Genomic DNA, 23,382 nt, shown 5'->3' on the forward strand with positions numbered 1-23,382 from the left:
GGCAGGCGAGAACGTCAACCGAAGGCGGGTGAGCCGATCACCTCACCGAGCATCCGCTGCTCCGCCTCCGGCAGCCACCCGGCCGCATGCACCATGTGCAGCGCCGCCCGCAGACGGGCCCGGTCCGCGTCCGTCCCGAGGCACCCCAGATAAGCGGGCAGCGCCATGGCCAGGGCCTTGAGGTCGGCACGCGCGCACCACCCCGCGAGCAGTTCCGCGAGCAGCGCGTCAACGGCGCGCAGGGCGGCGGTCGATGGCTCATCGACCGCCGTCTGCCGTGTCGCCCGGAGTCCCTCGGCGATCGCGCACCGGTTCCAGTTCCCGTAGTCCCCCGCCGGTACGTCCTCGATGTGCTCGGCGGCCTGCCGGAAGTGTGCGTACGCAGCCGCGGGTTCACCAAGGCCCTGGAGGGCCTGTCCCATGTTGATGTGCAGCGAGGCGTAGAAGCCGCGCACCCGTTCATCCCCCACCAGGTCCGCGCGGTCCAGGCTCTCCTGGTTCCACCGCAGCTTGTCCTGCGGCGTCAACTGGTGACGGGCGAGATAGTGGGCCGCCACGCACGCCTCGTAGTCGTCCTCGGCAGTGTCCCAGGCGCGCCGGAACAGCTCACCGGCGTCCGCCCCGCGCCCCGCCGCTTCGGCCTCCATGCCCTGCACACACAGCCGGATCACAGGATTGTCGGGGTTCATGCGCCTTCTCCCTCGGCGCTGTTCCGTACCGGCATGACCAAGGTGGTGAAGCTGCCCTGGTCCGCGGACCGCACGATCACCGGCTGCGTCGCGGACGCGATCTCCAAAAGCACGTCCGGTCCCACGCCCGCGTCCAACGCGGGTACGAGCACCGCGGGATCGAAGGCGATCCGCAGCGTCCTCCGCGCGTCGGTGCCCGCACCCGGCCCGTTCCACGGCCTCGTCCACACGCCCCGCAGCGTCCGCGCACCGGGCCCGCCTCCCGAGACCACCACACCCTGCTCGGCCTCCGGCTCTCCGGCCTTAACGCCCCCACCACCGGCTCCGTACCCCGGCACGTTCTCGGCCACCGTGAGCCAGGCACCGACGCTCCGGCCGGCGAAAGCCTCGCGCAGCGCGATCCGGTCGACGACGACCCGGTGGCGTACGGGTTCCAGTCCGTCCAGCAGCAGCCGGTGATCGGGGTAAGTCCCATACGCACCACCTTCACCGCCATCACCTCCACCGCCCTCACCGCCGCCTGACAGCTCCCGGCTCTCTCCCTCGGCCCGCAACCAGCCGCCCGGCCCGTCGATCTCGATGTCGACCTCTCCCTGCCGTACGGCCCACGCCGCGAGCCCCTTCAACTCCTCCGCTGCCACGAGCACCCGGCCCGGCCCCCCGGCGACCGTGCCGGGCCGCAGCACCCGTACGGCCAGCCGGTAACGGTCCGTGGCCACCAACCGCACTTCGTCACCGGCCAGTTCCAGCAGCACACAGCCCAGGACGGGGAACTCCTCGCGAGCCGCGCCGACCGCCACCGCGGGCGCCACCTGACGTACCGCGCTGGCCAGCTCCGCACCCCCGACCCGTGCCCGAGCCCACGTCCGAGCCCTCACCCCCGTACCGCCCGGACCGTAGGCGCCACCCCTCGTGTGCCCGGCGGCCTCTCCAGCTCTCTCCTGCCCCGAAAACTCACGCAGGATCCGCTCCACCACCGCCCGCGCCGCCTCCGCCGTCCGCCACGTCCTGGTCAGATGGGCCCGCAGCACCGCACGGGCCTCCTCCGCGCCACCATCCAGTACGACGGCCACGTCGACCAACGGCAGCCCGGCCTCCCGCAGCCTGCGCAGGAGATCGGCCCGGGGCTGCTGCCCTGACCTGTAGGAGCGGTACCCGGTACCCGGCTCCACCCGCGCGGGCCGCAGGACACCACAGTCGTCGTAGAAGCGCAGTGCGCTGGGTGTCAGCCCCACCCGCCGCGCGAAGGCCCCGATGCCCAACAGCTCTTCGGTGTCGTCCATGCACGCGATTGTGGGACTTCGACCAACCTGAAGGTCAAAGCCACCCGCTTCCCGTCATCGGCCGTGGAGGGTCCCGGGCCCCGGCGAGGTGAGCGACACTGAGCCGATGAACAGCGATACCCACGAGCAGAGATCTGCCACCGGGGGCGAGGGATCCGACCCGAGGGGCTCCGACGGCCTGACCGTCGGCCGCGCCGCCGCGCTCGTCGGGGTGAGCGTGAAGGCCCTGCACCACTGGGACGAGATCGGCCTCGTACGCCCCAGCGAGCGCACCTGGGCCGGGTACCGGGTGTACTGCGGCGACGACGTGGCCCGGATCCACCGGGTCCTGGTCTACAAGGAGCTCGGGTTCCCGCTCGCCGAGATCGGCCGGATCCTGGACGACCCGGAGATCAATGCGCGCGCCCATCTGCGCCGGCAGCGGTCACAGCTCGTGGAGCGCATCTCCCGTCTGCAGAAGATGGTCGACGCGGTCGATCACATGCTGGAGGCATCGCGCGCCGGGATGCGGCTGACTCCGGAGCAGCAGGTGGAGATCTTCGGTAACGACTGGCAGCCCGCGTGGCTCGATGAGGCCGAGGAGCGCTGGGGCGACAGCGCGCAATGGGCGCAGTACACCGAGCGGGCCGCCGGGAGGACACCGGATGACTGGAAGGACATCGCCGCCGCGACCGATGCTCTCAACGCCGCCTTCGCCGCGGCCAAGCGCGCCGGCGTGGCCCCTGGCTCCGACGAGGCGAACGCCCTCGCGGAGCGGCACCGGTCATTGCTCTCGCAGTACTTCGACTGCACCCACTCGATGCATGTGTGCATCGGCCGGAGGTACGTCGGCGAGCCCGGGTACGCCGACCACTTCGACGCATTCGCGCCGGGTCTGACCGTATGGCTGCGCGACGTGATCTTCGCCAACGCCGAGGCCCACGGCGTTGATCCGAAGACCGCCGAGTGGGAGTGAACGCGTCTCCCGCGGCCCAGCCCGCTGTGATGTGGAAAACCCCGAACCCGCCCTCACCGCTTCGGATCTGCACGTGGTGATGTGCTGTGCGATGTGCACCTTTACGTGTACGCGATGCTGAGCTGCGCTGTTCATGGGGCGTCGAACCCCCGCGTTGCTCTCCACGCGCCACGAGTGGGCCGGAAGACCGCCGGCCCTCGGTGTGTGCACGCCTCCGAAGCAGCTACCTGCTCCACATCGTCAACCGCCGCCCTCGCCGGGCCGCTCAGTCCAGCAGGTCGGCTTCCCAGTTCGTGCGCTGGATCCGTACGTCGATCTCGCGGATCTCCCGTGCGATGACGTCGGCTTGAGCACGCAGTTCCGCGACCGGAAGCGCGGAGAGCATCATCAGCTCGGACCGGAGCTGCCGGCCGTATCCGCGGTCGCCCGTGCCCGCCGCCGCGTCCGCCGCCGCGGTGACCACCGAGTGCCGCAGCCGCAGCACGTCCCGGCGCGCGAGCGCGTCGGTGAGCGTGCCGTTCTGGCCCATGTCCACCGCCGCGTTGGTCCGGTTGATCCGCCGGATCAGCGCTTCGAGCGTGTCCAGAGCCTCGCTGACCTCGGTCAGCAACTGGGCCGCGTCCTCCGCGGGCGTCTCACCTTCCTGGTACCGCGCACTGCTGACGACGCGCGCCCGCAGTTGCTCCACGCGACGTGTCGCCTCCGCACGCTCTGCCAGCGCCTCAGCGAGCTTCACTGTCCCACCCCATCCGTCCTGAACTGCGCACGACCATACGAAGTAAGGCGACTGCTTGCCCACAGGTTTCTCACCTGTTCCGGACCTGTCCCAGGTGGAGAAGCCGACCGGGCCCGTGCCCTGCTTCGGCTGGAGGAAGAATCCCTTACACGCGCCGGGAGGGGCTGCTGGCCTCCCAGGCCGCCTCGATCATCCGGAAGATCTCGTCCACCGCGGCGTCCGGATCGGCCGCCTCGCGGGCCAGGGAGAAGGCGTCGATCGCGAACCTCGCGATCGCCCGGCCGGCCGTCGTGCTCTGCGGCAGGCCGGGATCGGCGGCAATGGCCATGGCCAGTGACTCCGCGTGGCGCAGCCGCATCGACTGCTCGTACTGCCGCAGGTCGGGTGATGCGTCGATCATGCGCCAGATCGGGGCCGCGCCGTCCGCAGCGCAGTGCCGTACCAGGGCCAGGATCTCGCGGCGCAGTGCAGGGATGAGCGGCTCGTTCGGCGCCCGGTCGGTGACCGCTCGCGTGAGGCGTTGCTCGAAGTCCGCGTCCTGCTCGAACACCAGGGCCTCTTTCGAGGCGAAGTGGGAGAAGAGCGTGGTGACGGCCACGTCGGCCTCGGCGGCCACGTCACGGATGCCCACCGCTTCGTACCCGCGTTCCAGGAAGAGCCGCAGCGCGGTGTCGGCGATCTTCTGGCGGGTCGCGGCCTTTTTACGTTCGCGGCGTCCGGGCGGCACGGTCATGCCCTGATGCTAACAAATACGGAACAGCAACGGTTCCAAAAAGCTAACCGTTAGTGCTACGGTCGGCCGCATGAAGAAAGTGAGCTTCGCCGAGTTCGGTGGTCCCGACGTTCTGCAACTCATAGACGCCGAGGAGCCCCACGCGGGCCCCGGCCGGATACGTATCGCCGTACGGGCAGCGGGCGTGAACCCTGTCGACTGGAGAATCCGGGAGGGCCAGGTCCTGGGCGCCCACCCCACCGAACTGCCCGCCGGAGTCGGGCTGGACGCCGCCGGGGTGGTGGACGAGGTCGGCGAGGGCGTCGAAGGGGTGGAGATCGGCGACCGCGTGTTCGGCGAAGGGACGAGTACCTACGCCGAGTTCGCCGTGCTGTCGGCCTGGGCCCGGATGCCCGAAGGTCTGACGTTCGAGGAGGCGGCCGGGTACCCCTCCGTGGTGGAGACCGCGCTGCGCATCATGCGCGAGGTCGGCGTGCAGTCCGGTCAGACACTGCTGGTCAGCGGCGCGTCCGGGGGAGTCGGATCGGCGGTGCTGCAGATCGCCCGCGACCGCGGCATCACGGTGATCGGCACGGCCGGTGCCGCCAACCAGGACTATCTGCGCGGCCTGGGCGCCCTCGCCACGACGTACGGCGAGGGCTGGGTCGAGCGGGTGCGGCAGCTCGGCCGGGTCGACGCGGCCCTCGATCTGGCCGGCTCGGGCGTGCTGCGCGAACTCGTCGAGCTGACCGGGGACCCGGAGAAGGTGATCACCATCGCCGCTGCGCCGGAACTCGGTGTCCGGTTCTCCGGCGTGCCCGGGAGTGTGCACAAGGCGCTCGCCGAGGCCGTCGACCTCATCTCACGGGGAAAGCTGCACATCCCGGTCGAGAAGTCGTACACGCTCGCCGAGGCCGCGGCGGCGCACGCCGACAGCCAGGCCGGTCACACGCGCGGGCGCCGGGTCATCATCGTCTGAGCCGACTCCCACGCCGACGCACCGCCCGGCACACCGAATTCTTTCCAGCGCACCTGCCGGCGGCACCCGGCAGGTGCGCGACACGTAGGAGCCCCCGTGCACACTCCTGTCACGATCATCGGCGCCGGACTTGGCGGCCTGACGCTCGCTCGCGTTCTGCACGTCCACGGCATCCCGGCCACGGTTTACGAAGCGGAACTCTCACCGACCGCCCGCCCGCAGGGCGGGTTGCTCGACATCCACGACCACAACGGCCAACGCGCCCTCAGGGCAGCCGGCCTGATGGACGAGTTCCGCAGCATCGTCCTGAAGGGCCGCCAAGCGATACGGCTCCTCCACCGGGACGGGACCGTCCTGTTCGACAGGGCCGACGACGGCACGGGCAAAAGCCCCGAAGTGCAGCGAGGCGAACTGCGGCAGATGCTGCTCGACTCGCTCCCGGCCGGCACCGTCCGCTGGGGCCACAAGGTCGTCGGCGTCCGTGCCCTCGGCGAGGGGCGGCACGAGGTGACCTTCGCCGAGGGCGCCACCGTCGTCACGAGCCTGCTGGTCGGCGCGGACGGCGCCTGGTCACGAGTCCGGCCGCTGGTCTCCGACGCCGTACCCGAATACGTGGGCCGGTCCTTCGTCGAGACCTGCCTGTACGACGCCGACACCCTGTACCCGGCCACCGTGAAAGCGGTCGGCGGCGGGACGCTCGGGGCGGTTGACCCGGACGAGCACGGGAAGTGGTTCGTGGCTCACCGGGAGAAGGGCGGGACTCTCCACGCCTATCTCACACTGGCCAAGCCGTTGCACTGGTTCGCCGCCATCGACTTCACCGATGCCGCCGCGGCCTCCGCGCGGATCGTGGAGGAGTACGACGGCTGGGCACCGGAACTCATCCCCCTGATCACCGGCGGCGGGACCGCGCCGGTCCTGCGTCCCCTCCACGCCCTGCCGAACGGGCACCGCTGGGACCGGGTACCGGGAGTGACCCTGCTCGGCGACGCCGCGCACCTCTCGCCCCCCAACGGCGAAGGCGCCAATCTGGCCATGCAGGACGGCGCCGAACTCGGCGAGGCCCTCGCCGCACACCCCGACGGCATCGAGACCGCCCTGTGCGCATACGAGCAAGCGCTGTTCCCCCGCAGCGCCGCAGCCGCCGTCGTAGTCGGCCACAACCCCACGCCCCAGGAGGTGATCAGCTTCTTCACCCAGGGCGGGCGAACCGGATGAGCACGGCTCCTTCTGCAGCAGTTCCAGCGGCACCGACTGCCACCCCAGGTACTCCCCCAAGGACTCATCACTGCGCCGGACGCTCAGCCGTACTGGTGTAGGTGCCGCTGTACTCATCGAACCGCCCCCGTGTCTTCCCAAGCGGCTCCGCCAGCCGCCGGACTCTGGGGTTCTGCCCTGGTCACGGACGAAGATGACGGCCAGGGACGGTCCTGTACACGAAGAGGGGAATCACTCGATCAAGAGGCATGATTCTCAGTCCTGTGTCCTATTGGACACGCGGTGGACATCGCCGGTGAGAAGAGGACACAGGACCTGAGGACCTACAACCCCGCGCCTCAGGTCTGTGCCATGTCCACGAAGCGGGAGTAGTGGCCCTGGAAGGCCACGGTGATGGTCGCCGTGGGACCGTTACGGTGCTTCGCCACGATCAGGTCCGCCTCGCCGGCACGCGGCGACTCCTTTTCGTACGCGTCCTCGCGGTGCAGCAGGATGACCATGTCCGCGTCCTGCTCGATCGAGCCGGACTCTCGCAGGTCCGAGACCATCGGCTTCTTGTCCGTGCGCTGCTCGGGGCCACGGTTGAGCTGTGAGAGCGCGATCACCGGCAGCTCCAGCTCCTTGGCCAGCAGCTTGAGGTTACGGGACATGTCCGAGACCTCCTGCTGACGGCTCTCGGCGCGCTTGGACCCGCCGGACTGCATGAGCTGGAGGTAGTCGATGACGACCAGCCGGAGGTCGTTGCGCTGCTTGAGCCGCCGGCATTTCGCCCGGATCTCCATCATCGAGAGGTTGGGCGAGTCGTCGATGTACAGGGGCGCGGCCGACACGTCCGGCATCCGCCGTGCCAGCCGGGTCCAGTCGTCGTCCGTCATGCTCCCGGAGCGCATGTGGTGCAGCGCCACCCGCGCCTCGGCGGACAGCAGGCGCATCGCGATCTCGTTGCGTCCCATTTCGAGCGAGAAGATGACGCTGGGCAGATTGCTCTTGATCGAGCAGGCCCGCGCGAAGTCCAGCGCGAGCGTGGACTTACCCATCGCGGGACGGGCCGCGATGACGATCATCTGGCCGGGGTGCAGGCCGTTGGTCAGCGAGTCCAGGTCGGTGAAGCCCGTCGGGACGCCCGTCATCTGGCCCTGGCGAGACCCGATCGCCTCGATCTCGTCGAGCGCGCCTTCCATGATGTCGCCCAGCGGCAGATAGTCCTCGCTGGTGCGCTGCTCGGTGACGGCGTAGATCTCCGCCTGGGCGCTGTTGACGATCTCGTCCACATCGCCGTCGGCGGCGTATCCCATCTGTGTGATGCGGGTGCCGGCCTCGACGAGCCGGCGCAGTACCGCCCGTTCGTGGACGATCTGGGCGTAGTACTCCGCGTTCGCGGCCGTCGGTACGGACTGGACGAGGGTGTGCAGGTAGGAGGCGCCGCCGACCCGCGCGATCTCGCCGCGCCGGGTCAGTTCGGCCGCGGTGGTGATCGGGTCGGCCGGCTCCCCCTTGGCGTAGAGGTCGAGGATCGCCTGGTAGACCAGCTCGTGGGCCGGCCGGTAGAAGTCGTGGCCCTTGAGGACCTCCACCACGTCCGCGATGGCGTCCTTGGAGAGCAGCATGCCGCCGAGCACCGACTGCTCGGCGTCCAGGTCCTGGGGCGGTACGCGCTCGAATCCGCCGCCCGCCCAGGCGCCGCCGTCGTCCTCGCCGCGGTCGTGGCGGTCTTCGCGGTGACGGTTCTTGCCCTCGCCCCGGCGGGTACGGGCGGCGGGCAGCCGGTCGCTCGGGCCGGAGCCTGCCCAGGGGTCGTCCAAGGGCTCGGGCACGCTCACCGCGCCACCTCCTCCCGTCCGCGACGCGGACCTTGCCGTGCCCTCTTTCTTACGGCACGGCTCCGACAAACGAGACGCCCGACTCCGGTTACGGCGCGTCGAGTTCGGACGAGCTCTCTGGCCGCAACACGTGACGGGCGCCGGACCACGGTAGGCCCGTCGGCACCGTCCGCCAATCTGGTTATCCACAGGCCATGTGGATGACCTACCTGTTCCTGTGGAGAAGTCGGGCGATCCTGTGCACGACTCGGGGGACATAGCTGTGGACAAGGACACAGTCACCCCGTCTCCAAGCCCGTGACCTGGGATTTCCTCGTCCATAGCCTGTGGGGGAGAAAAACTTCGGCAACCTGTTCAAGATCCCGACAAACAACGCGGAGGTGAACGCTCCACCCTCGCCCAAGTAAGGATCAGGTGCTAGTTGTGCCGCTTACCTGTGGAAGATTAGATTGGAAGAATGACACAGGCTCCCCTGACGCCAGAGCGCACCTCCCGCCACCACGACCGCGAGATCGTCGCGCTCGCCCTCCCCGCCTTCGGCGCGCTCGTCGCGGAGCCCCTCTTCCTCATGGTCGACAGTGCCGTCGTCGGCCACCTCGGCACCTCGCAGCTCGCCGGTCTCGGCATCGCCTCCGCGCTGCTGACCACCGCCGTCTCCGTCTTCGTCTTCCTCGCCTATGCCACCACTGCCGCGGTGGCCCGCCGCGTGGGAGCCGGCGACCTCTCCGCCGCCATCCGCCAGGGCATGGACGGTATCTGGCTCGCCCTCCTCCTGGGCGCCGCCGTCATCACCGTCGTCCTGCCTGGCGCACCCTGGCTCGCCGATCTGTTCGGCGCCTCCCCCACCGCCGCCCCGTACTCCATCACCTATCTGCGCATCAGCGCCCTCGGCATCCCGGCGATGCTCGTCGTGCTCGCCGCGACCGGTGTGCTGCGCGGTCTCCAGGACACCAGGACCCCGCTGTACGTGGCCATCGGCGGCTTCTCCGCCAACGCGGCCCTCAACATCGGCCTGGTGTACGGCGCCGGTCTGGGCATCGCCGGATCGGCGTGGGGCACCGTCATCGCCCAGTGCGCCATGGCCGCCGTCTACCTCGTCGTGGTGGTACGCGGCGCGCGCCGGCACGGCGCCTCGCTCCGTCCGGACGCCGCGGGGATCCGGGCCTGCGCCCAGGCCGGGGTGCCGCTGCTGGTCCGTACGCTCTCGCTGCGCGCCGTACTGATGATCGCCACCGCCGTCGCGGCCCGGCTCGGTGACACCCGGATCGCCGCCCATCAGATCATCAACACGCTCTGGACGCTGCTGGCCTTCGCCCTGGACGCCATCGCCATCGCGGGCCAGGCCATCATCGGGCGCTACCTGGGCGCCGGCGACGTGCCGGGGGCCAAGGCCGCCTGCCGGCGCATGGTGCAGTGGGGCATCGCCTCCGGCGTAGTGCTCGGCCTGCTGGTCGCCCTGGCCCGCCCGGTCTTCATGCCTCTGTTCACCTCGGACCAGGCCGTGAAGGACGTCCTGTTGCCGGCTCTTCTGGTCGTCGCTGTCACCCAACCGGTCTCCGGCGTCGTCTTCGTTCTCGACGGGGTGCTCATGGGCGCCGGCGACGGGCCGTACCTCGCCTGGGCGATGCTGGCGACGCTGGCGGTGTTCGCGCCCGTCGCGCTGCTCGTCCCCGTTCTCGGCGGCGGTCTGACGGCCCTGTGGTGGGCCATGGCCCTGATGATGACCGTACGCATGCTGACATTGTGGGCACGCGCCCGCTCCGGCCGATGGATTGTGACAGGAGCCTCGCGTTGAACCATCCCGTAACGGGGGAGCCGTGCTGATAATGACCCTGTGCGCCCGCTTGCCAGGAAAATCGTCCTGCCCCTGACGATGATCGTCGTCGGGGCCGGTGCCATGGTGGGATACGCCGCCCAGGATGCCGACACCAGTACGAAGAACGTCGCCAGCAGGGAAGGGTACGGCAAGTCGGGTGATGTCGACGAGGACCCCGACCCCCAGGACCAGGACCCCTCCGCGACGGCTCCGGCAGACACCGGTAACGCCTACACCCCCCGCAGAACCGAACAGAACGCCCGCGTCGGAACTCTCTTCTCCAAGAACGATTCCAGTGACCATTTCTGTACCGCCAGCGTGGTGCAGAGCCCGGGTCGGAACATGCTGATCACCGCTGCGCACTGCGCGTACGACAGCGAGGCCGGGGCCCCGCGGGACGACCTGATGTTCGCTCCCGACTACCGCGACGGCCAAGAGCCGACCGGCCTGTGGAAGGTCAGGAAGGTGGTCACCGACCCGCGTTGGGACAAGTCCGGTGACGAGGACCTCGACGTTGCCTTCCTCGTGCTCGACCCCAAGGACGGCAAGCAGATCCAGGACGTGCTGGGCGGCAACACCCTCGGCATAGACCGTGGATTCGACAACGAAGTGAAGATCACCGGCTACCCCAGCGGCAGCGACACCCCGATCTCCTGCCACAACCGCACGACGAAGTTCAGTGACACGCAGATGCGCATCCAGTGCACCGCCTTCGCGGGAGGGACCAGCGGCAGCCCCTGGCTGGCCGACTACGACCCCAAGAGTCACACCGGCACGGTCATCGGTGTTCTGGGCGGCTACGAGGGCGGCGGTGACGAGGACGACATCTCCTACGCCGCGTACTTCGACGACGACGTGGCGGAGCTGTACAAGCGCGCCCAGGAAGTGGACTGACCACCGCGCCGGCCGGGCCGGACACCACCTCACAGCGCTGAAGGGCCGCACCCCGGAGACGGGGTGCGGCCCTTCAGTGTGGTGCTGAGTGCGCGATGCCTGGGATCAGGCAGCGACGATCTCGACGCCGAGCTTGGCGACGACGTCGGCGTGCAGACGCACGGACACCTGGTGGGCGCCCAGGGTCTTGATCGGAGCACCGAGCTCGACGCGGCGCTTGTCCACGTCGGGGCCACCGGCGGCCTTGATCGCCGAGGCGACGTCGGCCGGGGTGACGGAGCCGAACAGGCGGCCGGCGTCGCCGGCGCGAACGGCCAGCTTCACCTTGACGCCCTCAAGCTGGCCCTTGACCTCGTTGGCCTGCTCGATCGTGGCGATCTCGCGGATCTTACGACCGCGGCGGATCTGCTCGACGTCCTTCTCGCCACCCTTGGTCCAGCGGATCGCGAAACCCTGCGGGATCAGGTAGTTACGGGCGTAACCGTCCTTGACGTCGACGACGTCACCGGCGGTGCCGAGGCCGGAGACCTCGTGGGTAAGGATGATCTTCATGAGTCGGTCACCCTTCCCTTATCGCGCGGTGGAGGTGTAGGGCAGCAGCGCCATCTCACGGCTGTTCTTCACGGCCGTGGCGACGTCACGCTGGTGCTGGGTGCAGTTGCCGGTGACCCGGCGGGCACGGATCTTGCCGCGGTCGGAAATGAACTTCCGCAGCAGGTTCGTGTCCTTGTAGTCCACGTAGGAGATCTTCTCCTTGCAGAACACGCAAACCTTCTTCTTAGGCTTGCGAGCAGGCGGCTTCGCCATTGTCTCTCTCCAGTGAGTTCAAGAAGTTTGTGCTGACGCCCTCATCAGGCCCCTGGCCCGTCTCTCGTGTTTCACGTGAAACCGCGTTTCACGTGAAACGACGCATGTACGGGCCAGATGTACGGGCCTAGAAAGGCGGCTCGTCCGAGTAGCCGCCGCCGGAGCCACCGCCCCAGCCACCGCCGCCGCCCTGCTGGCCGCCGCCCGCAGGGGCACCGGTCGCCCAGGGGTCGTCAGCGGGAGCGCCGCCGCCCTGGCCGCCGCCGGGGCCGCCGCCCCAGCCGCCGCCACCCTGGCCACCGCCCTGCTGACCGCCGCCGAAGCCGCCGCCCTGGCCACCGCGGCCGGTGGTCTTGGTGACCTTGGCCGTGGCGTTCTTCAGGCTCGCGCCGACTTCCTCGACGTCGAGCTCGTAGACCGTGCGCTTGACGCCCTCGCGGTCCTCGTACGACCGCTGCTTGAGGCGGCCCTGCACGATCACACGGGTACCCCGCGTGAGGGACTCGGCGACGTTCTCCGCCGCCTGACGCCACACCGAGCAGGTCAGGAACAGGCTCTCGCCGTCCTTCCACTCGTTGGTCTGGCGGTCGAAGGTGCGGGGGGTGGACGCGACGCGGAACTTCGCGACCGCCGCACCCGACGGGGTGAAGCGCAGCTCGGGGTCGTCGACAAGATTGCCGACGACCGTGATGACGGTCTCGCCTGCCATTAGGGGAACCTCTCGGCGGGTGTGCTGCTGGCTGCTGGTGTTGCTGCTACTCGAACCCGGTTACCGCTGGCGCTGACGCGCTCAGTGGGTCTCGGGACGGAGGACCTTGGTCCGCAGGACCGACTCGTTCAGGTTCATCTGACGGTCGAGTTCCTTGACGACCGCAGGCTCGGCCTGCAGGTCGATGACCGAGTAGATGCCCTCGGGCTTCTTGTTGATCTCGTACGAGAGACGACGACGGCCCCAGGTGTCGACCTTCTCGACCTTTCCGTTGCCCTCACGGACGACGGAGAGGAAGTTCTCGATCAGCGGGGAGACAGCGCGCTCCTCGAGATCGGGGTCGAGGATGACCATCACCTCGTAGTGACGCATGTAGAACCCACCTCCTTTGGACTCAGCGGCCACGGTCGTTCCGTGGCAGGAGGGTCTTGATGCGTTCCGCACCCGGTCCGTACAGGCGAACCTGGGCAGACATGGGCGCAGATCGTACAGAGTACCCGCCGAGGGGCTTCCGGTTGAAATCCGGCCGCCGATCCCCCCAATCTGGAACACAACGGGTGTGAGCGGCGTTACAGTTCGCCGCCCTGTCTTCGGAGGTGCCGCATGGCACAAGCAGTACGGCCGCAGCACGGCCTCCTCTCGCTCCTGAACAGCGATGGCAAGGCCCATCCCGTCGAGAACGCCTTTGTCGCCGTGACCCTGGTGCTCGGCGCGACCGCATTTCTCACCGCCCATTTCCACCACTTGCACCTGGTCAGTTCATGGACCGGACTGATCGGGATCTTCACCGGTGCCTGGGGACAGTTCATCTCCGCCACCACGGGCGAGCGCTTCCTGCTGGTCATCGGACTCGGCGCCGCGGCGGTCGGCTTCTTCCTCGGCATGGCCCATGGCGGACTCTTCGGCGGCGTACTCGGCTGACGTCGCACGGGAGGGTGCACGGGCACAGCACCCGTACGCCCAAACGGGGCGCTCCCCTGTCACAGTAGGCTTCGGCGCGAGAGCCGGAGCCCCGACCATGGGGACAAACCTGCCGAGGAGCGCCCCGCATGAGCCTGACCCTGAGGACCATCAGCCGAGAGCAGCATCTGGCGTACATCCAGAGTCTGCCCGCGGCGAGCCACATGCAGGTCCCCGCCTGGGCCGACGTGAAGGCCGAGTGGCGCTCGGAGAGCCTGGGGTGGTTCGACACGAGCGGCCAGTTGGTCGGCACGGGTCTGGTCCTCTACCGCCAGTTGCCCAAGATCAAGCGTTACCTGGCCTACATGCCCGAGGGTCCGGTGATCAACTGGTTCGCCCCGAACCTTGAGGACTGGCTGCGGCCGATGCTCACCCACCTCAAGCAGCAGGGCGCCTTCACCGTGAAGATGGGGCCTCCGGTCATCATCCGCCGCTGGGACGCCTCGGCGATCAAGACCGGCATCCAGGACCCGGACGTCAAGCGACTGCGCGATGTCGAGGCCACGTACATCGAGCCGCGCGCTTTCGAGGTCGCCGACCGGCTGCGCCGCATGGGCTGGCAGCAGGGTGAGGACGGCGGCGCCGGCTTCGGTGACGTACAGCCGCGCTACGTCTTCCAGGTCCCGCTGGCCAACCGCTCCCTGGAGGATGTCCACAAGGGCTTCAACCAGTTGTGGCGGCGCAACATCAAGAAGGCCGAGAAGGCCGGTGTCGAGGTCGTCCAGGGGGGTTACCAGGACCTTCCCGAGTGGCAGCGTCTGTACGAGATCACCGCGGAGCGCGACCGCTTCCGCCCGCGGCCCCTCGGTTACTTCCAGCGCATGTGGACGGCCCTGAACACCGAGGACCCCAACCGCATGCGGCTGTACTTCGCGCGGCACAACGGCGTGAACCTCTCCGCCGCGACGATGCTGGTCGTCGGCGGCCACGTCTGGTACTCCTACGGCGCCTCGGACAACATCGGCCGTGAGGTCCGGCCCTCCAACGCCATGCAGTGGCGGATGCTGCGTGACGCCTACGCGCTGGGCGCCACCGTCTACGACCTGCGCGGCATCAGCGACTCGCTCGATGAGAACGACCACCTCTTCGGCCTGATCCAGTTCAAGGTCGGCACCGGTGGCCAGGCGGCGGAGTACCTGGGCGAGTGGGATTTCCCGCTCAACAAGCTCCTGCACAAGGCGCTCGACATGTACATGTCGCGCCGCTGATCACTGTTCGACCGTTCGACCTCCGACACACCGCAGCCACGAGAAAGGTCCTGGGCCCGGCCATGGCGCTCACCCTCTACGTCGACACCGCGCGCTGGCGGGCGCACCAGCAGAGCGTTCTCCAGCAGTTCCCGGGCCTGGTCCCGGTCTGCAAGGGCAACGGTTACGGCTTCGGCCACGAGCGTCTGTCCGAGGAGGCCGCGCTGCTGGGCGCCGACCTCCTTGCGGTCGGCACGACCTACGAAGCCGCCCGCATCAAGGACTTCTTCAGCGGCGACCTGCTCGTCCTCACGCCCTTCCGGCACGGCGAAGAACCGGTTCCGCTGCCGGACCGCGCGATCCGCTCGGTCTCCTCGGTCGAGGGAGTGGGCGGCCTGGTCGGCGCCCGGATCGTCATCGAGGTCATGAGCAGCATGAAGCGGCACGGCATCGCGCCGGAGGACCTGCCCAAGCTCGCCGCGGCCATCGAGGACGTACGGCTGGAGGGGTTCGCGATCCACCTGCCCCTGGACCGTACCGACGGCTCCGATTCGGTCGAGGAAGTCATCGGCTGGATGGACCGGCTGCGCAACGCCGGGCTGCCGCTGCACACGATGTTCGTCAGCCACCTGAAGTCCGAGGAGCTCGCCCGCCTTCAGCAGCAGTTCCCGCAGACGCGCTTCCGCGCCCGCATCGGTACGCGACTGTGGCTCGGCGACCACGAGGCAACCGAGTACCGCGGATCGGTCCTGGACGTCACCCGTGTCTCCAAGGGCGACCGTTTCGGCTACCGGCAGCAGAAGGCCGCCTCCGACGGTTACCTGGTCGTCGTGGCCGGCGGCACCTCGCACGGTGTCGGCCTGGAGTCGCCCAAGGCCCTGCACGGCGTGATGCCACGCGCCAAGGGTGTCGCGCGGGCCGGCCTGGCGACCGTCAACCGCAACCTCTCGCCGTACGTGTGGGCAGGCAAGCAGCGGTGGTTCGCGGAGCCGCCGCACATGCAGGTCTCCATCCTCTTCGTGCCGGGGGACGCACCCGAGCCGCGGATCGGTGAGGAGCTCGTGGCGCACCTGCGGCACACCACCACGCAGTTCGACCGCATCGTGGAACGCTGACCCCGCCCAGGACGACAGGCTCCCGAGACGTTTCGGCCCTGGGACCGCGAGCACTGCTTGAGTTCCAGTTCGTTGATGGCTCTTGTCGGTCGGGATGGACCAAGCTCTGAGCTGGGCACGCGTCGGGCAGGGTGCGGCGACGTGAACTGACCGATGTGCAGTGGCGGAAGATCGAGCCGTTGCTGTCGGCCAACGGCCGCCCCGGTGGGCAATGGTCCGATCACCGCACGGTGGTGAACGGCGTGTTGTTCCGGGCCCGGACCGGGGTGCCCTGGCCGGATCTGCCGGAGCGGTACGGGCCCTGGCAGACCGTCTATGAGCGGCATCGTCGATGGTCGGCGGGCGGCACCTGGCAACGCATCCTGGCGGAGCTGCACATCGAGGCGGATGCCGGCGATCCGGACGGTGCCTGGCCCGCGAGCGGGAGCGGGAGTGGGCGGTGAACCTCGACTCCACCTCCTGCCGGGCGCACCAGCACGCGGCCGGGGCCCGGCATCGCGCGCCGTCCGGCTTCCCGCAAAAGGGGGCGGAGCGCGTGTGAAGGCCGATGGGCGAAAGGCGCGGGGGCGCACACGGGGCGGGCTGACCACCAGGGTCCATCTGCTGGCTGGCGGCGGGTCCGGGGCGGCGGTCGCCCACCGGCCTTCGACAGGGCCCAGTACCGGCGTCGCAACGCGGTCGAGCGGTGCGTGTGCCAGTGGAAGCAGCTCCGCGCGGTGGCCACCCGCTTCGCCACGCGTGACTACGTCTTCAACGGCACCCTGACCTTCGCCGCGATCACCATCTGGCTCCGTGACACCGTCCAAGAGCCATCAGAAACGACCTAACGGTTGTCGTAACACCCCAGTTCAAGGGGTGCGATGTTCGAGATCCGCAAGAACCGGACGGTGGCTCAGGACCTTTCCATGGCCCTGCCGGTGCCGTCGGCCTCCTGTGCCTTCCGCTCGCCCTGGGGACGGCGGACGGCTGCCTCACTCGCGGGCGGCACCCCAGCGGACGGTGGCCTTTCCTTCGACGAGCACCGCACGACGTACGGTGGAGTGCTCCGCCCGCCCCAGCACGAACACATCCGGCGCCCGGTCCAGTACGCCGCCCGAAGGGTCGTCGTCCCCGTCCCGGCGCACGACGTCCCGCTCGGGCAGCAGGATGTCCCGTACGACCAGCGCGCACAGGTACAGCGTCCCCAGCAGATGCAGTACGAGCGCGAGCTGGTAGCCGTCCAGGGGCAGCCCCTGGTGCTTGTCGCCGTTGCCGGTGTAGGCGAGGTACATCCAGATGCCCAGGAAGTACAGGACCTCGCATCCCTGCCAGATCAGGAAGTCCCGCCAACGGGGCCGGGCCAGCACGGCGAGCGGGACCAGCCACAGCACGTACTGCGGTGAGTAGACCTTGTTGGTGACGACGAACAGGGCGACTACCAGGAAGGCGAGCTGTGCCAGGCGCGGACGGCGCGGTGCGTACAGGGCCAGCAGCGCTATCGCGGCACAGCCCAGGAACATCGAGGCCAGCGCGTAGAGGTTCACGTCCTCCAGCGCATTGCCGGTGCGCTGGGAGATCAGCAGCCAGACCGAACCGAAGTCGATGGGCCGCTCCTGGCTGAAGGTGTAGAACTTCGCCCATCCCTCCCGGATGTGGAACCCGGCCCCGTCGTGCGTGATCATGACCGGCACGTTGACGACCAGCCACGCGACCACCGCGCCGGCCAGCGCACTTCCGTACGCGCGCCACTTCCCGGCCCGCCAGCACAGGACGAACAGCGGACCGAGCAGCAGCACCGGGTAGAGCTTCGCCGCGGTCGCCAGGCCGATAAGCACGCCACCTGCCAGGGGGCGGCTGCGCGACCACATGAGCATCGCGGCAGCGGTCAGCGCGACCGCCAGCAGGTCCCAGTTGATGGTGGCAGTCAGCGTGAACGCCGGGGCCAGGGCGACCAGCAGGCCGTCCCACGGCCGACGCCGATGGGTGCGGGCCACGCATACCGCGATGACCGCAGCGCACACCATCAACATCCCGGCGTTGACCATCCAGTACATCTGCTCCCGGTGCTGAATGGCTCCGCTTTTCGGCGTCAGCCAGGAGGCGACCTCCATGAAGACACCGGTGAGCACGGGGTACTCCAGGTACGTCATGTCCCCGGGCAGCTTGTCGAAGTACGGAATGAGACCGTCGGCGAAGCCCCGCCCCGTGTAGAGGTGCGGGATGTCGGAGTAGCAGGCGTGGGTGTACTGACTGGTCGCGCCGAAGAACCACCCGTCGTCGTAGCACGGCAGCTTCTGCACCATGCCGAGCGCGAACATTCCGATGGCCACGAGCGCGATGATCCGCACCGGCGTCCACCAGTGCGTGCCGACCAGCGCACGGCGCCCGATCGGCCCGCCGATCAGTTCGCTCGCAGCCGCCGCCACTTCGTCCCGTTTCGTGGGCCGTACGGGCTCGTCCTGTCGCACGCTCGTCATGCGCCCCATCCTGCCGTACACACCTGAGACGGAAAGGGCGAAGCCCTCGCTCCGTGTGAGTGGAGCGAGGGCTTCACGCTGTCGTGTTTCACGTGAAACGAGCGGGGTCAGCGATCACCATTCATCCTGTCCGCCGTCGTCCGGACCTCCGAAGAGACCGCCCGCGTCATTGTTGCCCGGAGGCGGTTCGGAGGGAGGAGTCGTCTCACCACCGGTGCCGCCACCCGGACGGCCGCCGTTGCCCCCACCATTTGAGGTGGTGTCGCCCCCGTGACCGTGGCGGCAGCGGACGTTCCATTCCGAACAGGTCTCGGTCGGCGTGGGGCTCGGGGAGGTCGTCGCCGGGGGAGTGGTGTGCGACTGGGTCGGTGACGGAGAAGTGGTCGGCGGCGTGGTGACCGGCGGAGGCGTCGGCGACGGGCTCATGCCCTCGCCGTACACCGTCTGGCCGATCGGCCCCGGCTTGGGGAAGGGCAGCAGCGGCTTTCCCTGCATGGCCTCGGTCATGTAGTCGGCCCAGATGCGCGCCGGGAAGGAGGCTCCGTGGATCTTCTCCTCGCCGCCGACGCCGTACATCTTCTCGAACTTCTGGTGTTTGGCCTGGTCATCGACCCGCCACATCCCGATCGTGGTGGCGAGCTGCTTGGTGTAGCCCGCGAACCACGCCGACTTGTTGTCGTCGGTGGTGCCGGTCTTGCCCGCCACTTCGCGCCCGTCAGGAAGCTGGGCGGCCGTACCGGTGCCCTTCTCCACGACGGTCTTCAAGACGTCCGTGACGTTGTCCGCCACCGCCGGGCTGAAGCCCGTCTTCGGCTTCTTGACGTGCTTGTACACCTCCCTGCCGTCCTTCTCGACGCTCTCGACCGAGTAGGGGTCGTCCTGCTGGCCGCTGGCGGCAAAGGTGGCGTACGCGCCGGCCAGCCGGATGGCGCTGGGAGCGGAGGTGCCCAGTGAGTAGGTCGGAGTGGTCTTCGCCATGCTGCGGTCATCGCGCAGGCCCGCGTCGATGGCCGCCTGCTTCACCGTCTCCGTCCCGACGTCCATGCCCAACTGGATGTAGGGGGTGTTGACGGAGTACTGCATCGCGGTACGCAGGCTGATCCTGCCGCGGCTCTCGTTGCCGTCGTTTCGCTGGTGCCACTCCTGACCGTCCTTGTCGTGCCAGACGGTCCCGTCGTAGTTGAGGAGCTTCAGCTTGTTGTTGCCGTTGTAGACGCTGCTCGGCGAGACCCTGGTGCGCGTGGAGGGGTCACGCGGGTCCCTTACGCCCTTGTCCATCGCCGCCGCCAGGACGAAGGGCTTGAAGGTGGAGCCGACCTGGACCCCGGTGAAGTCCGCGTTGTTGGTGTAGTGCTGGGTCGCGTCCTTGCCACCGTAGATGGCGACGATCTTGCCCGTTCCCGGCTCGACCGAGGCGCCGCCGAACTGTACGTACTTGTCGACTTCCCGCTGATCAGGCTTGATGTGTTCCTTGGTGACCCGCTCCACGGCCTTGGTCAGCTCCTCGACCTTCTTCCGGTCGAAGGTCGTGTGGATCTCGTAGCCACCCTGTTTCAACAGCTTGTCGGAGATATCGGTGTTCGTGGTGATGTAGTTGTTGGCGAGGTCGACGAGGTAGCCCTTCTGTCCCCGCAGGTCCATCGCCTTCTTGGGCTTGCGCGGGTTGGGGAACTCGGTGATCTTCGCGCGCGCGGCCTTGGACATCGACCCGACCTCGACCTCACGGTCCAGGATCCACTTCCAACGGGTCTCGGCCCGCTGGCGGTTGCCGCCCTTGGTCTCCGTCGTGATGTAGGGGTCGTAGAGGTTCGGCCCGTTGAGCAGCGTCGCCAGGAAAGCGCCCTCGCTCGGCGTGAGCTTGTCGCAGTCCTTGTCGTAGTAGGCCCGCGACGCCGCCTGGATCCCGTACGCGCCGCGGCCGTAGTAGGCAGTGTTGAGGTAGCCCTTGAGGATGTCGTGCTTGTCCTCCTTCATGCCCACCTTGACCGAGATGAACAGCTCGGTCACCTTGCGCTTTATGGTCTGCGACTGGTCCAGGTACATGTTCTTCACGTACTGCTGGGTGATCGTCGAGCCACTTTGTGTCTCACCTCCCTTGGCCATGTTGAGGACCGCCCGTGCGATGCCCATCGGGTCGACTCCCGAGTCGTCCCAGAACGAAGCGTTCTCGGCTGCGATCACCGCGTTCTGCATGGACTTCGGGATCGATGAGAGCGGCACGATCTGGCGGTTGAGGTCACCGCCACCGGCCACCACCATCGGTTTGCCGTCGGCCCAGTAGTAGACGTTCTTCTGCAGCGATGCCGCCTTCTGCGGATCGGGCACGTCCACATAGGCCAGGGCGATGCCCGCGGCCCCCACCAGCAGACCGAGGAAGCCGACGCACGTACCGAGCACCTGCTTCCACGACGGCACGAACCGGCGCCAGCCGAACCGGCCGGCCCGCGGGTAGTCGATGAGACGCCTCTTGCCGGGCCGCCCGCCGCCTCTTCCTCCGTCACGGCCACCGCCGCCACCGGCCCGCCGGCCACCGCCGCGCCCTCCACGACCACCGTCCGACGCCATCGCGGCGGTTTCCGAGGTACGGCGTCGTCCACCGCGCTGGGCGGCCCGGCGGGCTTCCGCCCGGCCACCGTACGGACTCTGCCGGCCGTACGGGTCAGAACCGGAGCCGGCGGCATTCCCCGGCCCGGGGGCGGCGTCACGCCAAGGCGCGGCGCGGCGCCCCGAGGGCTGTTGTGCGGCGCGTCGGGCCGCAGCACGTCCGCCGCCCTGCGGCTGGGGCGGTTTGCGGCGGTGCTCGCTCATGGAACGGATACTCCTCGGGCAGGCGCGCTATCTCATCGCCTGATGGCGGCAGTTGACTTCAGGTCCCCCCGACGCACGGCCCGCCGCTGGCTCACGGGTCGCACTACACCAAGGGCGGGGACGCCACTTCTCGTCCCACGGTTCCCGGCAGTCTGCATGCCGCACAGACTACGCACGCCCAAAACCTGCTCACCGCCGAAATTCACTCCAAATCAGTCAGGTGACCAGCGCGAATCACGGATGTGACGCCGTTCACCATCCCCCCTCTTGTCCCGTTCGTATGCTCGATCTATCGTCTGGATGTATCGAGTCGATACATCAGCTCGGCATAAAGAACGCACGCATCCAGGGAGGCGGGGATGAGCAGGCGATCCGGCATCCTTGAGTTCGCTGTCCTCGGACTGCTCCGCGAATCCCCCATGCACGGCTACGAGCTGCGCAAACGGCTCAACACCTCGCTTGGGGTCTTCCGTGCGTTCAGCTACGGCACGCTCTATCCCTGCCTCAAGGCGCTGGTCGCGAACGGCTGGCTGGCAGAGGAGACGGGCTGCTCTCCGGAACCGCCCGCCACTTCCCTGGCCGGGCGCCGGGCGAAGATCGTCTACCGGCTCACGGCAGAGGGGAAGGGGCACTTCGAAGAACTGCTCACCCACTCCGGCCCGGAAGCATGGGAGGACGAGCACTTCGGCGTCCGTTTCGCCTTCTTCGGGCAGACCTCACGGGACGTACGCATGCGGGTGCTGGAAGGTCGCCGCAGTCGCCTGGAAGAGCGCCTCGAAAAGATGCGCGTCTCCTTGGCCCGTACTCGTGAGCGGCTGGACGACTACACCCTTGAGCTCCAGCGGCACGGCATGGAGTCCGTGGAACGCGAGGTCCGGTGGCTGAACGAGCTGATCGAGAGCGAGCGCGCCGGGCGCGACCAACGCGCCTCGGAGCCCGCCGAGCAGGACAAGAAGGACACGGCAGGAAACACGGACGGCCTGCCCCGGCACCGGGGTGGAACCCGGCCGGACCCGTCCGATGACACCACCACATGAGGTCCCGCATCCGCGGAACCTCGTCGAGAACACAGGGAGCAACCGGAATGGGTTCGGTTCGCGTAGCCATCGTCGGCGTGGGCAACTGCGCCGCCTCGCTGGTCCAGGGCGTCGAGTTCTACAAAGACGCCGACCCCGACAGCCGTGTGCCCGGCCTCATGCACGTGCAGTTCGGCGACTACCACGTGCGTGACATCGAGTTCGTGGCCGCCTTCGACGTCGACGCCAAGAAGGTCGGCCTCGACCTGGCGGATGCCATCGGCGCCAGCGAGAACAACACGATCAAGATCTGCGATGTGCCGCACTCGGGCGTCACCGTGCAGCGCGGGCACACCCTGGACGGGCTGGGCAAGTACTACCGCCAGACCATCGAGGAGTCCCAGGAGACCCCGGTCGACATCGTGCAGGTCCTCAAGGACAAGCAGGTCGACGTTCTGGTCTGCTACCTCCCGGTCGGCTCCGAGGACGCCGCCAAGTACTACGCCCAGTGCGCCATCGACGCCAAGGTCGCTTTCGTCAACGCCCTCCCGGTCTTCATCGCCGGCACCAAGGAGTGGGCGGACAAGTTCACCGAGGCCGGTGTGCCGATCGTCGGGGACGACATCAAGTCCCAGGTGGGCGCCACGATCACGCACCGCGTGATGGCCAAGCTGTTCGAGGACCGCGGTGTGATCCTGGACCGCACGATGCAGTTGAACGTCGGCGGCAACATGGACTTCAAGAACATGCTCGAACGGGAGCGCCTGGAGTCCAAGAAGATCTCCAAGACGCAGGCCGTGACCTCGCAGATCCGCGACCGCGAGCTGGGCGAGGACAACGTTCACATCGGTCCGTCGGACTACGTGTCCTGGCTGGACGACCGCAAGTGGGCCTACGTACGCCTGGAAGGCCGGGCCTTCGGCGAGGTCCCGCTGAACCTGGAGTACAAGCTTGAGGTCTGGGACTCTCCCAACTCCGCGGGCATCATCATCGACGCGCTGCGCGCCGCGAAGATCGCCAAGGACCGCGGGATCGGCGGGCCGATCCTCTCCGCCTCCTCGTACTTCATGAAGTCCCCGCCGGTGCAGTACTTCGACGACGAGGCGCGGGAGAACGTCGAGAAGTTCATCAGGGGCGAGGTCGAGCGCTAAGCGCCCGCCGCTCACCTCTGCACCTCCACCTCCCCGCAGGCCCCCGGACATCCGACCGGGGGCCTGCGGGC

Annotated in this window: 21 protein-coding genes and 1 pseudogene; 11 read left to right on the plus strand and 11 right to left on the minus strand. The window is 68.5% G+C overall.

Annotation, left to right across the window (positions count from 1 at the left end; all coding sequences use genetic code 11):
* Positions 1–14: 14 nt before the first annotated feature.
* On the minus strand, positions 15–689 hold the full coding sequence (locus KGS77_RS16855; RefSeq protein ID WP_242582391.1) for a hypothetical protein: 675 nt from the start codon (positions 687–689) through the stop codon (positions 15–17).
* Positions 686–1,972 carry a MerR family transcriptional regulator gene (locus KGS77_RS16860; protein ID WP_242582394.1) on the minus strand — a complete coding sequence of 429 codons (1,287 nt, stop codon included), beginning with the start codon at positions 1,970–1,972 and terminating at the stop codon, positions 686–688. Before KGS77_RS16860 ends, KGS77_RS16855 begins: the two co-directional genes overlap by 4 nt.
* A gap of 106 nt (positions 1,973–2,078) precedes the next feature.
* On the opposite strand from KGS77_RS16860, the gene KGS77_RS16865 reads away from it, so the two are divergent.
* Positions 2,079–2,927 (plus strand): MerR family transcriptional regulator, encoded by an 849-nt coding sequence (locus KGS77_RS16865; protein ID WP_242582397.1) that lies wholly within the window; start codon positions 2,079–2,081, stop codon positions 2,925–2,927.
* A gap of 265 nt (positions 2,928–3,192) precedes the next feature.
* Here KGS77_RS16865 and KGS77_RS16870 read toward each other — a convergent pair whose 3' ends face one another.
* Both KGS77_RS16870 and KGS77_RS16875 read right to left on the minus strand, forming a co-directional pair.
* Positions 3,193–3,663 carry a DIP1984 family protein gene (locus KGS77_RS16870; protein ID WP_242582399.1) on the minus strand — a complete coding sequence of 157 codons (471 nt, stop codon included), beginning with the start codon at positions 3,661–3,663 and terminating at the stop codon, positions 3,193–3,195.
* A 145-nt stretch (positions 3,664–3,808) separates the two neighbouring features.
* Positions 3,809–4,396 (minus strand): TetR/AcrR family transcriptional regulator, encoded by a 588-nt coding sequence (locus KGS77_RS16875; protein WP_242582401.1) that lies wholly within the window; start codon positions 4,394–4,396, stop codon positions 3,809–3,811.
* Between the two features lie 70 nt (positions 4,397–4,466).
* Here KGS77_RS16875 and KGS77_RS16880 point away from each other — a divergent pair, with 70 nt between their 5' ends.
* Both KGS77_RS16880 and KGS77_RS16885 read left to right on the plus strand, forming a co-directional pair.
* The gene (locus KGS77_RS16880; protein WP_242582403.1) at positions 4,467–5,354 is read left to right on the plus strand and encodes an NADP-dependent oxidoreductase; all 888 of its coding nucleotides are present in this window, start codon (positions 4,467–4,469) and stop codon (positions 5,352–5,354) included.
* A gap of 96 nt (positions 5,355–5,450) precedes the next feature.
* A complete protein-coding gene (locus KGS77_RS16885; protein ID WP_242582406.1) occupies positions 5,451–6,572 on the plus strand; it encodes an NAD(P)/FAD-dependent oxidoreductase in 1,122 nt (373 codons plus the stop codon).
* Positions 6,573–6,910: 338 nt separating this feature from the next.
* On the opposite strand, the gene dnaB is transcribed toward KGS77_RS16885, so the two are convergent.
* The gene (dnaB, locus tag KGS77_RS16890; RefSeq protein WP_242582409.1) at positions 6,911–8,392 is read right to left on the minus strand and encodes a replicative DNA helicase; all 1,482 of its coding nucleotides are present in this window, start codon (positions 8,390–8,392) and stop codon (positions 6,911–6,913) included.
* Between the two features lie 457 nt (positions 8,393–8,849).
* Between dnaB and KGS77_RS16895 the strand changes: the two genes are divergently transcribed.
* Both KGS77_RS16895 and KGS77_RS16900 read left to right on the plus strand, forming a co-directional pair.
* Positions 8,850–10,187 (plus strand): MATE family efflux transporter, encoded by a 1,338-nt coding sequence (locus KGS77_RS16895; RefSeq protein WP_242582412.1) that lies wholly within the window; start codon positions 8,850–8,852, stop codon positions 10,185–10,187.
* Positions 10,188–10,226: 39 nt separating this feature from the next.
* Positions 10,227–11,102 (plus strand): trypsin-like serine protease, encoded by an 876-nt coding sequence (locus tag KGS77_RS16900; RefSeq protein WP_242582460.1) that lies wholly within the window; start codon positions 10,227–10,229, stop codon positions 11,100–11,102.
* Between the two features lie 105 nt (positions 11,103–11,207).
* On the opposite strand, the gene rplI is transcribed toward KGS77_RS16900, so the two are convergent.
* The 4 genes from rplI to rpsF all read right to left on the minus strand — a co-directional run bounded on the left by rplI (position 11,208) and on the right by rpsF (position 12,990).
* On the minus strand, positions 11,208–11,654 hold the full coding sequence (gene rplI, locus KGS77_RS16905; protein ID WP_242582462.1) for a 50S ribosomal protein L9: 447 nt from the start codon (positions 11,652–11,654) through the stop codon (positions 11,208–11,210).
* A gap of 18 nt (positions 11,655–11,672) precedes the next feature.
* Positions 11,673–11,909: a 30S ribosomal protein S18 gene (gene rpsR / locus KGS77_RS16910; RefSeq protein ID WP_003978893.1), complete on the minus strand. Its 237-nt coding sequence runs from the start codon at positions 11,907–11,909 to the stop codon at positions 11,673–11,675.
* A 127-nt stretch (positions 11,910–12,036) separates the two neighbouring features.
* A complete protein-coding gene (locus KGS77_RS16915) occupies positions 12,037–12,618 on the minus strand; it encodes a single-stranded DNA-binding protein (RefSeq protein ID WP_242582464.1) in 582 nt (193 codons plus the stop codon).
* Between the two features lie 81 nt (positions 12,619–12,699).
* Positions 12,700–12,990, minus strand: a complete 291-nt coding sequence (gene rpsF / locus KGS77_RS16920) for a 30S ribosomal protein S6 (RefSeq protein WP_003978891.1) — start codon at positions 12,988–12,990, stop codon at positions 12,700–12,702.
* Between the two features lie 231 nt (positions 12,991–13,221).
* Here rpsF and KGS77_RS16925 point away from each other — a divergent pair, with 231 nt between their 5' ends.
* From KGS77_RS16925 to KGS77_RS16940, 4 genes and pseudogenes are all read left to right on the plus strand, one after another.
* Positions 13,222–13,539: a hypothetical protein gene (locus KGS77_RS16925; RefSeq protein ID WP_242582465.1), complete on the plus strand. Its 318-nt coding sequence runs from the start codon at positions 13,222–13,224 to the stop codon at positions 13,537–13,539.
* Between the two features lie 128 nt (positions 13,540–13,667).
* A complete protein-coding gene (locus KGS77_RS16930; RefSeq protein ID WP_242582467.1) occupies positions 13,668–14,786 on the plus strand; it encodes a peptidoglycan bridge formation glycyltransferase FemA/FemB family protein in 1,119 nt (372 codons plus the stop codon).
* Positions 14,787–14,848: 62 nt separating this feature from the next.
* Complete coding sequence (locus tag KGS77_RS16935) at positions 14,849–15,880, plus strand: alanine racemase (protein WP_242582469.1); 1,032 nt, start codon at positions 14,849–14,851, stop codon at positions 15,878–15,880.
* A 131-nt stretch (positions 15,881–16,011) separates the two neighbouring features.
* Positions 16,012–16,707: pseudogene (locus tag KGS77_RS16940) on the plus strand (IS5 family transposase).
* A gap of 144 nt (positions 16,708–16,851) precedes the next feature.
* On the opposite strand, the gene KGS77_RS16945 reads toward KGS77_RS16940, so the two are convergent.
* Together KGS77_RS16945 and KGS77_RS16950 are read right to left on the minus strand one after the other, a co-directional pair.
* On the minus strand, positions 16,852–18,336 hold the full coding sequence (locus tag KGS77_RS16945; protein WP_242582483.1) for a glycosyltransferase 87 family protein: 1,485 nt from the start codon (positions 18,334–18,336) through the stop codon (positions 16,852–16,854).
* A gap of 114 nt (positions 18,337–18,450) precedes the next feature.
* Entirely contained in the window at positions 18,451–21,144 is a 2,694-nt protein-coding gene (locus KGS77_RS16950; protein ID WP_242582486.1) for a transglycosylase domain-containing protein, read from the minus strand.
* Positions 21,145–21,503: 359 nt separating this feature from the next.
* Between KGS77_RS16950 and KGS77_RS16955 the strand changes: the two genes are divergently transcribed.
* Positions 21,504–22,181, plus strand: coding sequence for a PadR family transcriptional regulator (locus KGS77_RS16955; RefSeq protein WP_242582488.1), 678 nt, complete (start codon positions 21,504–21,506; stop codon positions 22,179–22,181).
* A 47-nt stretch (positions 22,182–22,228) separates the two neighbouring features.
* Complete coding sequence (locus tag KGS77_RS16960; RefSeq protein ID WP_242582491.1) at positions 22,229–23,311, plus strand: inositol-3-phosphate synthase; 1,083 nt, start codon at positions 22,229–22,231, stop codon at positions 23,309–23,311.
* Positions 23,312–23,382 lie beyond the last annotated feature (71 nt).

The sequence above is a fragment of the Streptomyces sp. MST-110588 genome (assembly GCF_022695595.1).
In the GTDB taxonomy this organism is placed as follows: domain Bacteria; phylum Actinomycetota; class Actinomycetes; order Streptomycetales; family Streptomycetaceae; genus Streptomyces.

Coding starts and splice junctions, on each gene's coding strand:
- KGS77_RS16930 (WP_242582467.1), top strand. CDS start 13,668: ATGAGCCTGACCCTGAGGACCATCAGCCGAGAGCAGCATCTGGCGTAC.
- KGS77_RS16935 (WP_242582469.1), top strand. CDS start 14,849: ATGGCGCTCACCCTCTACGTCGACACCGCGCGCTGGCGGGCGCACCAG.
- KGS77_RS16880 (WP_242582403.1), top strand. CDS start 4,467: ATGAAGAAAGTGAGCTTCGCCGAGTTCGGTGGTCCCGACGTTCTGCAA.
- KGS77_RS16855 (WP_242582391.1), bottom strand. CDS start 689: ATGAACCCCGACAATCCTGTGATCCGGCTGTGTGTGCAGGGCATGGAG.
- KGS77_RS16895 (WP_242582412.1), top strand. CDS start 8,850: ATGACACAGGCTCCCCTGACGCCAGAGCGCACCTCCCGCCACCACGAC.
- KGS77_RS16945 (WP_242582483.1), bottom strand. CDS start 18,336: ATGACGAGCGTGCGACAGGACGAGCCCGTACGGCCCACGAAACGGGAC.
- KGS77_RS16960 (WP_242582491.1), top strand. CDS start 22,229: ATGGGTTCGGTTCGCGTAGCCATCGTCGGCGTGGGCAACTGCGCCGCC.
- KGS77_RS16865 (WP_242582397.1), top strand. CDS start 2,079: ATGAACAGCGATACCCACGAGCAGAGATCTGCCACCGGGGGCGAGGGA.
- KGS77_RS16915 (WP_242582464.1), bottom strand. CDS start 12,618: ATGGCAGGCGAGACCGTCATCACGGTCGTCGGCAATCTTGTCGACGAC.
- rplI (WP_242582462.1), bottom strand. CDS start 11,654: ATGAAGATCATCCTTACCCACGAGGTCTCCGGCCTCGGCACCGCCGGT.
- KGS77_RS16860 (WP_242582394.1), bottom strand. CDS start 1,972: ATGGACGACACCGAAGAGCTGTTGGGCATCGGGGCCTTCGCGCGGCGG.
- KGS77_RS16955 (WP_242582488.1), top strand. CDS start 21,504: ATGAGCAGGCGATCCGGCATCCTTGAGTTCGCTGTCCTCGGACTGCTC.
- KGS77_RS16875 (WP_242582401.1), bottom strand. CDS start 4,396: ATGACCGTGCCGCCCGGACGCCGCGAACGTAAAAAGGCCGCGACCCGC.
- KGS77_RS16925 (WP_242582465.1), top strand. CDS start 13,222: ATGGCACAAGCAGTACGGCCGCAGCACGGCCTCCTCTCGCTCCTGAAC.
- KGS77_RS16950 (WP_242582486.1), bottom strand. CDS start 21,144: ATGAGCGAGCACCGCCGCAAACCGCCCCAGCCGCAGGGCGGCGGACGT.
- rpsR (WP_003978893.1), bottom strand. CDS start 11,909: ATGGCGAAGCCGCCTGCTCGCAAGCCTAAGAAGAAGGTTTGCGTGTTC.
- rpsF (WP_003978891.1), bottom strand. CDS start 12,990: ATGCGTCACTACGAGGTGATGGTCATCCTCGACCCCGATCTCGAGGAG.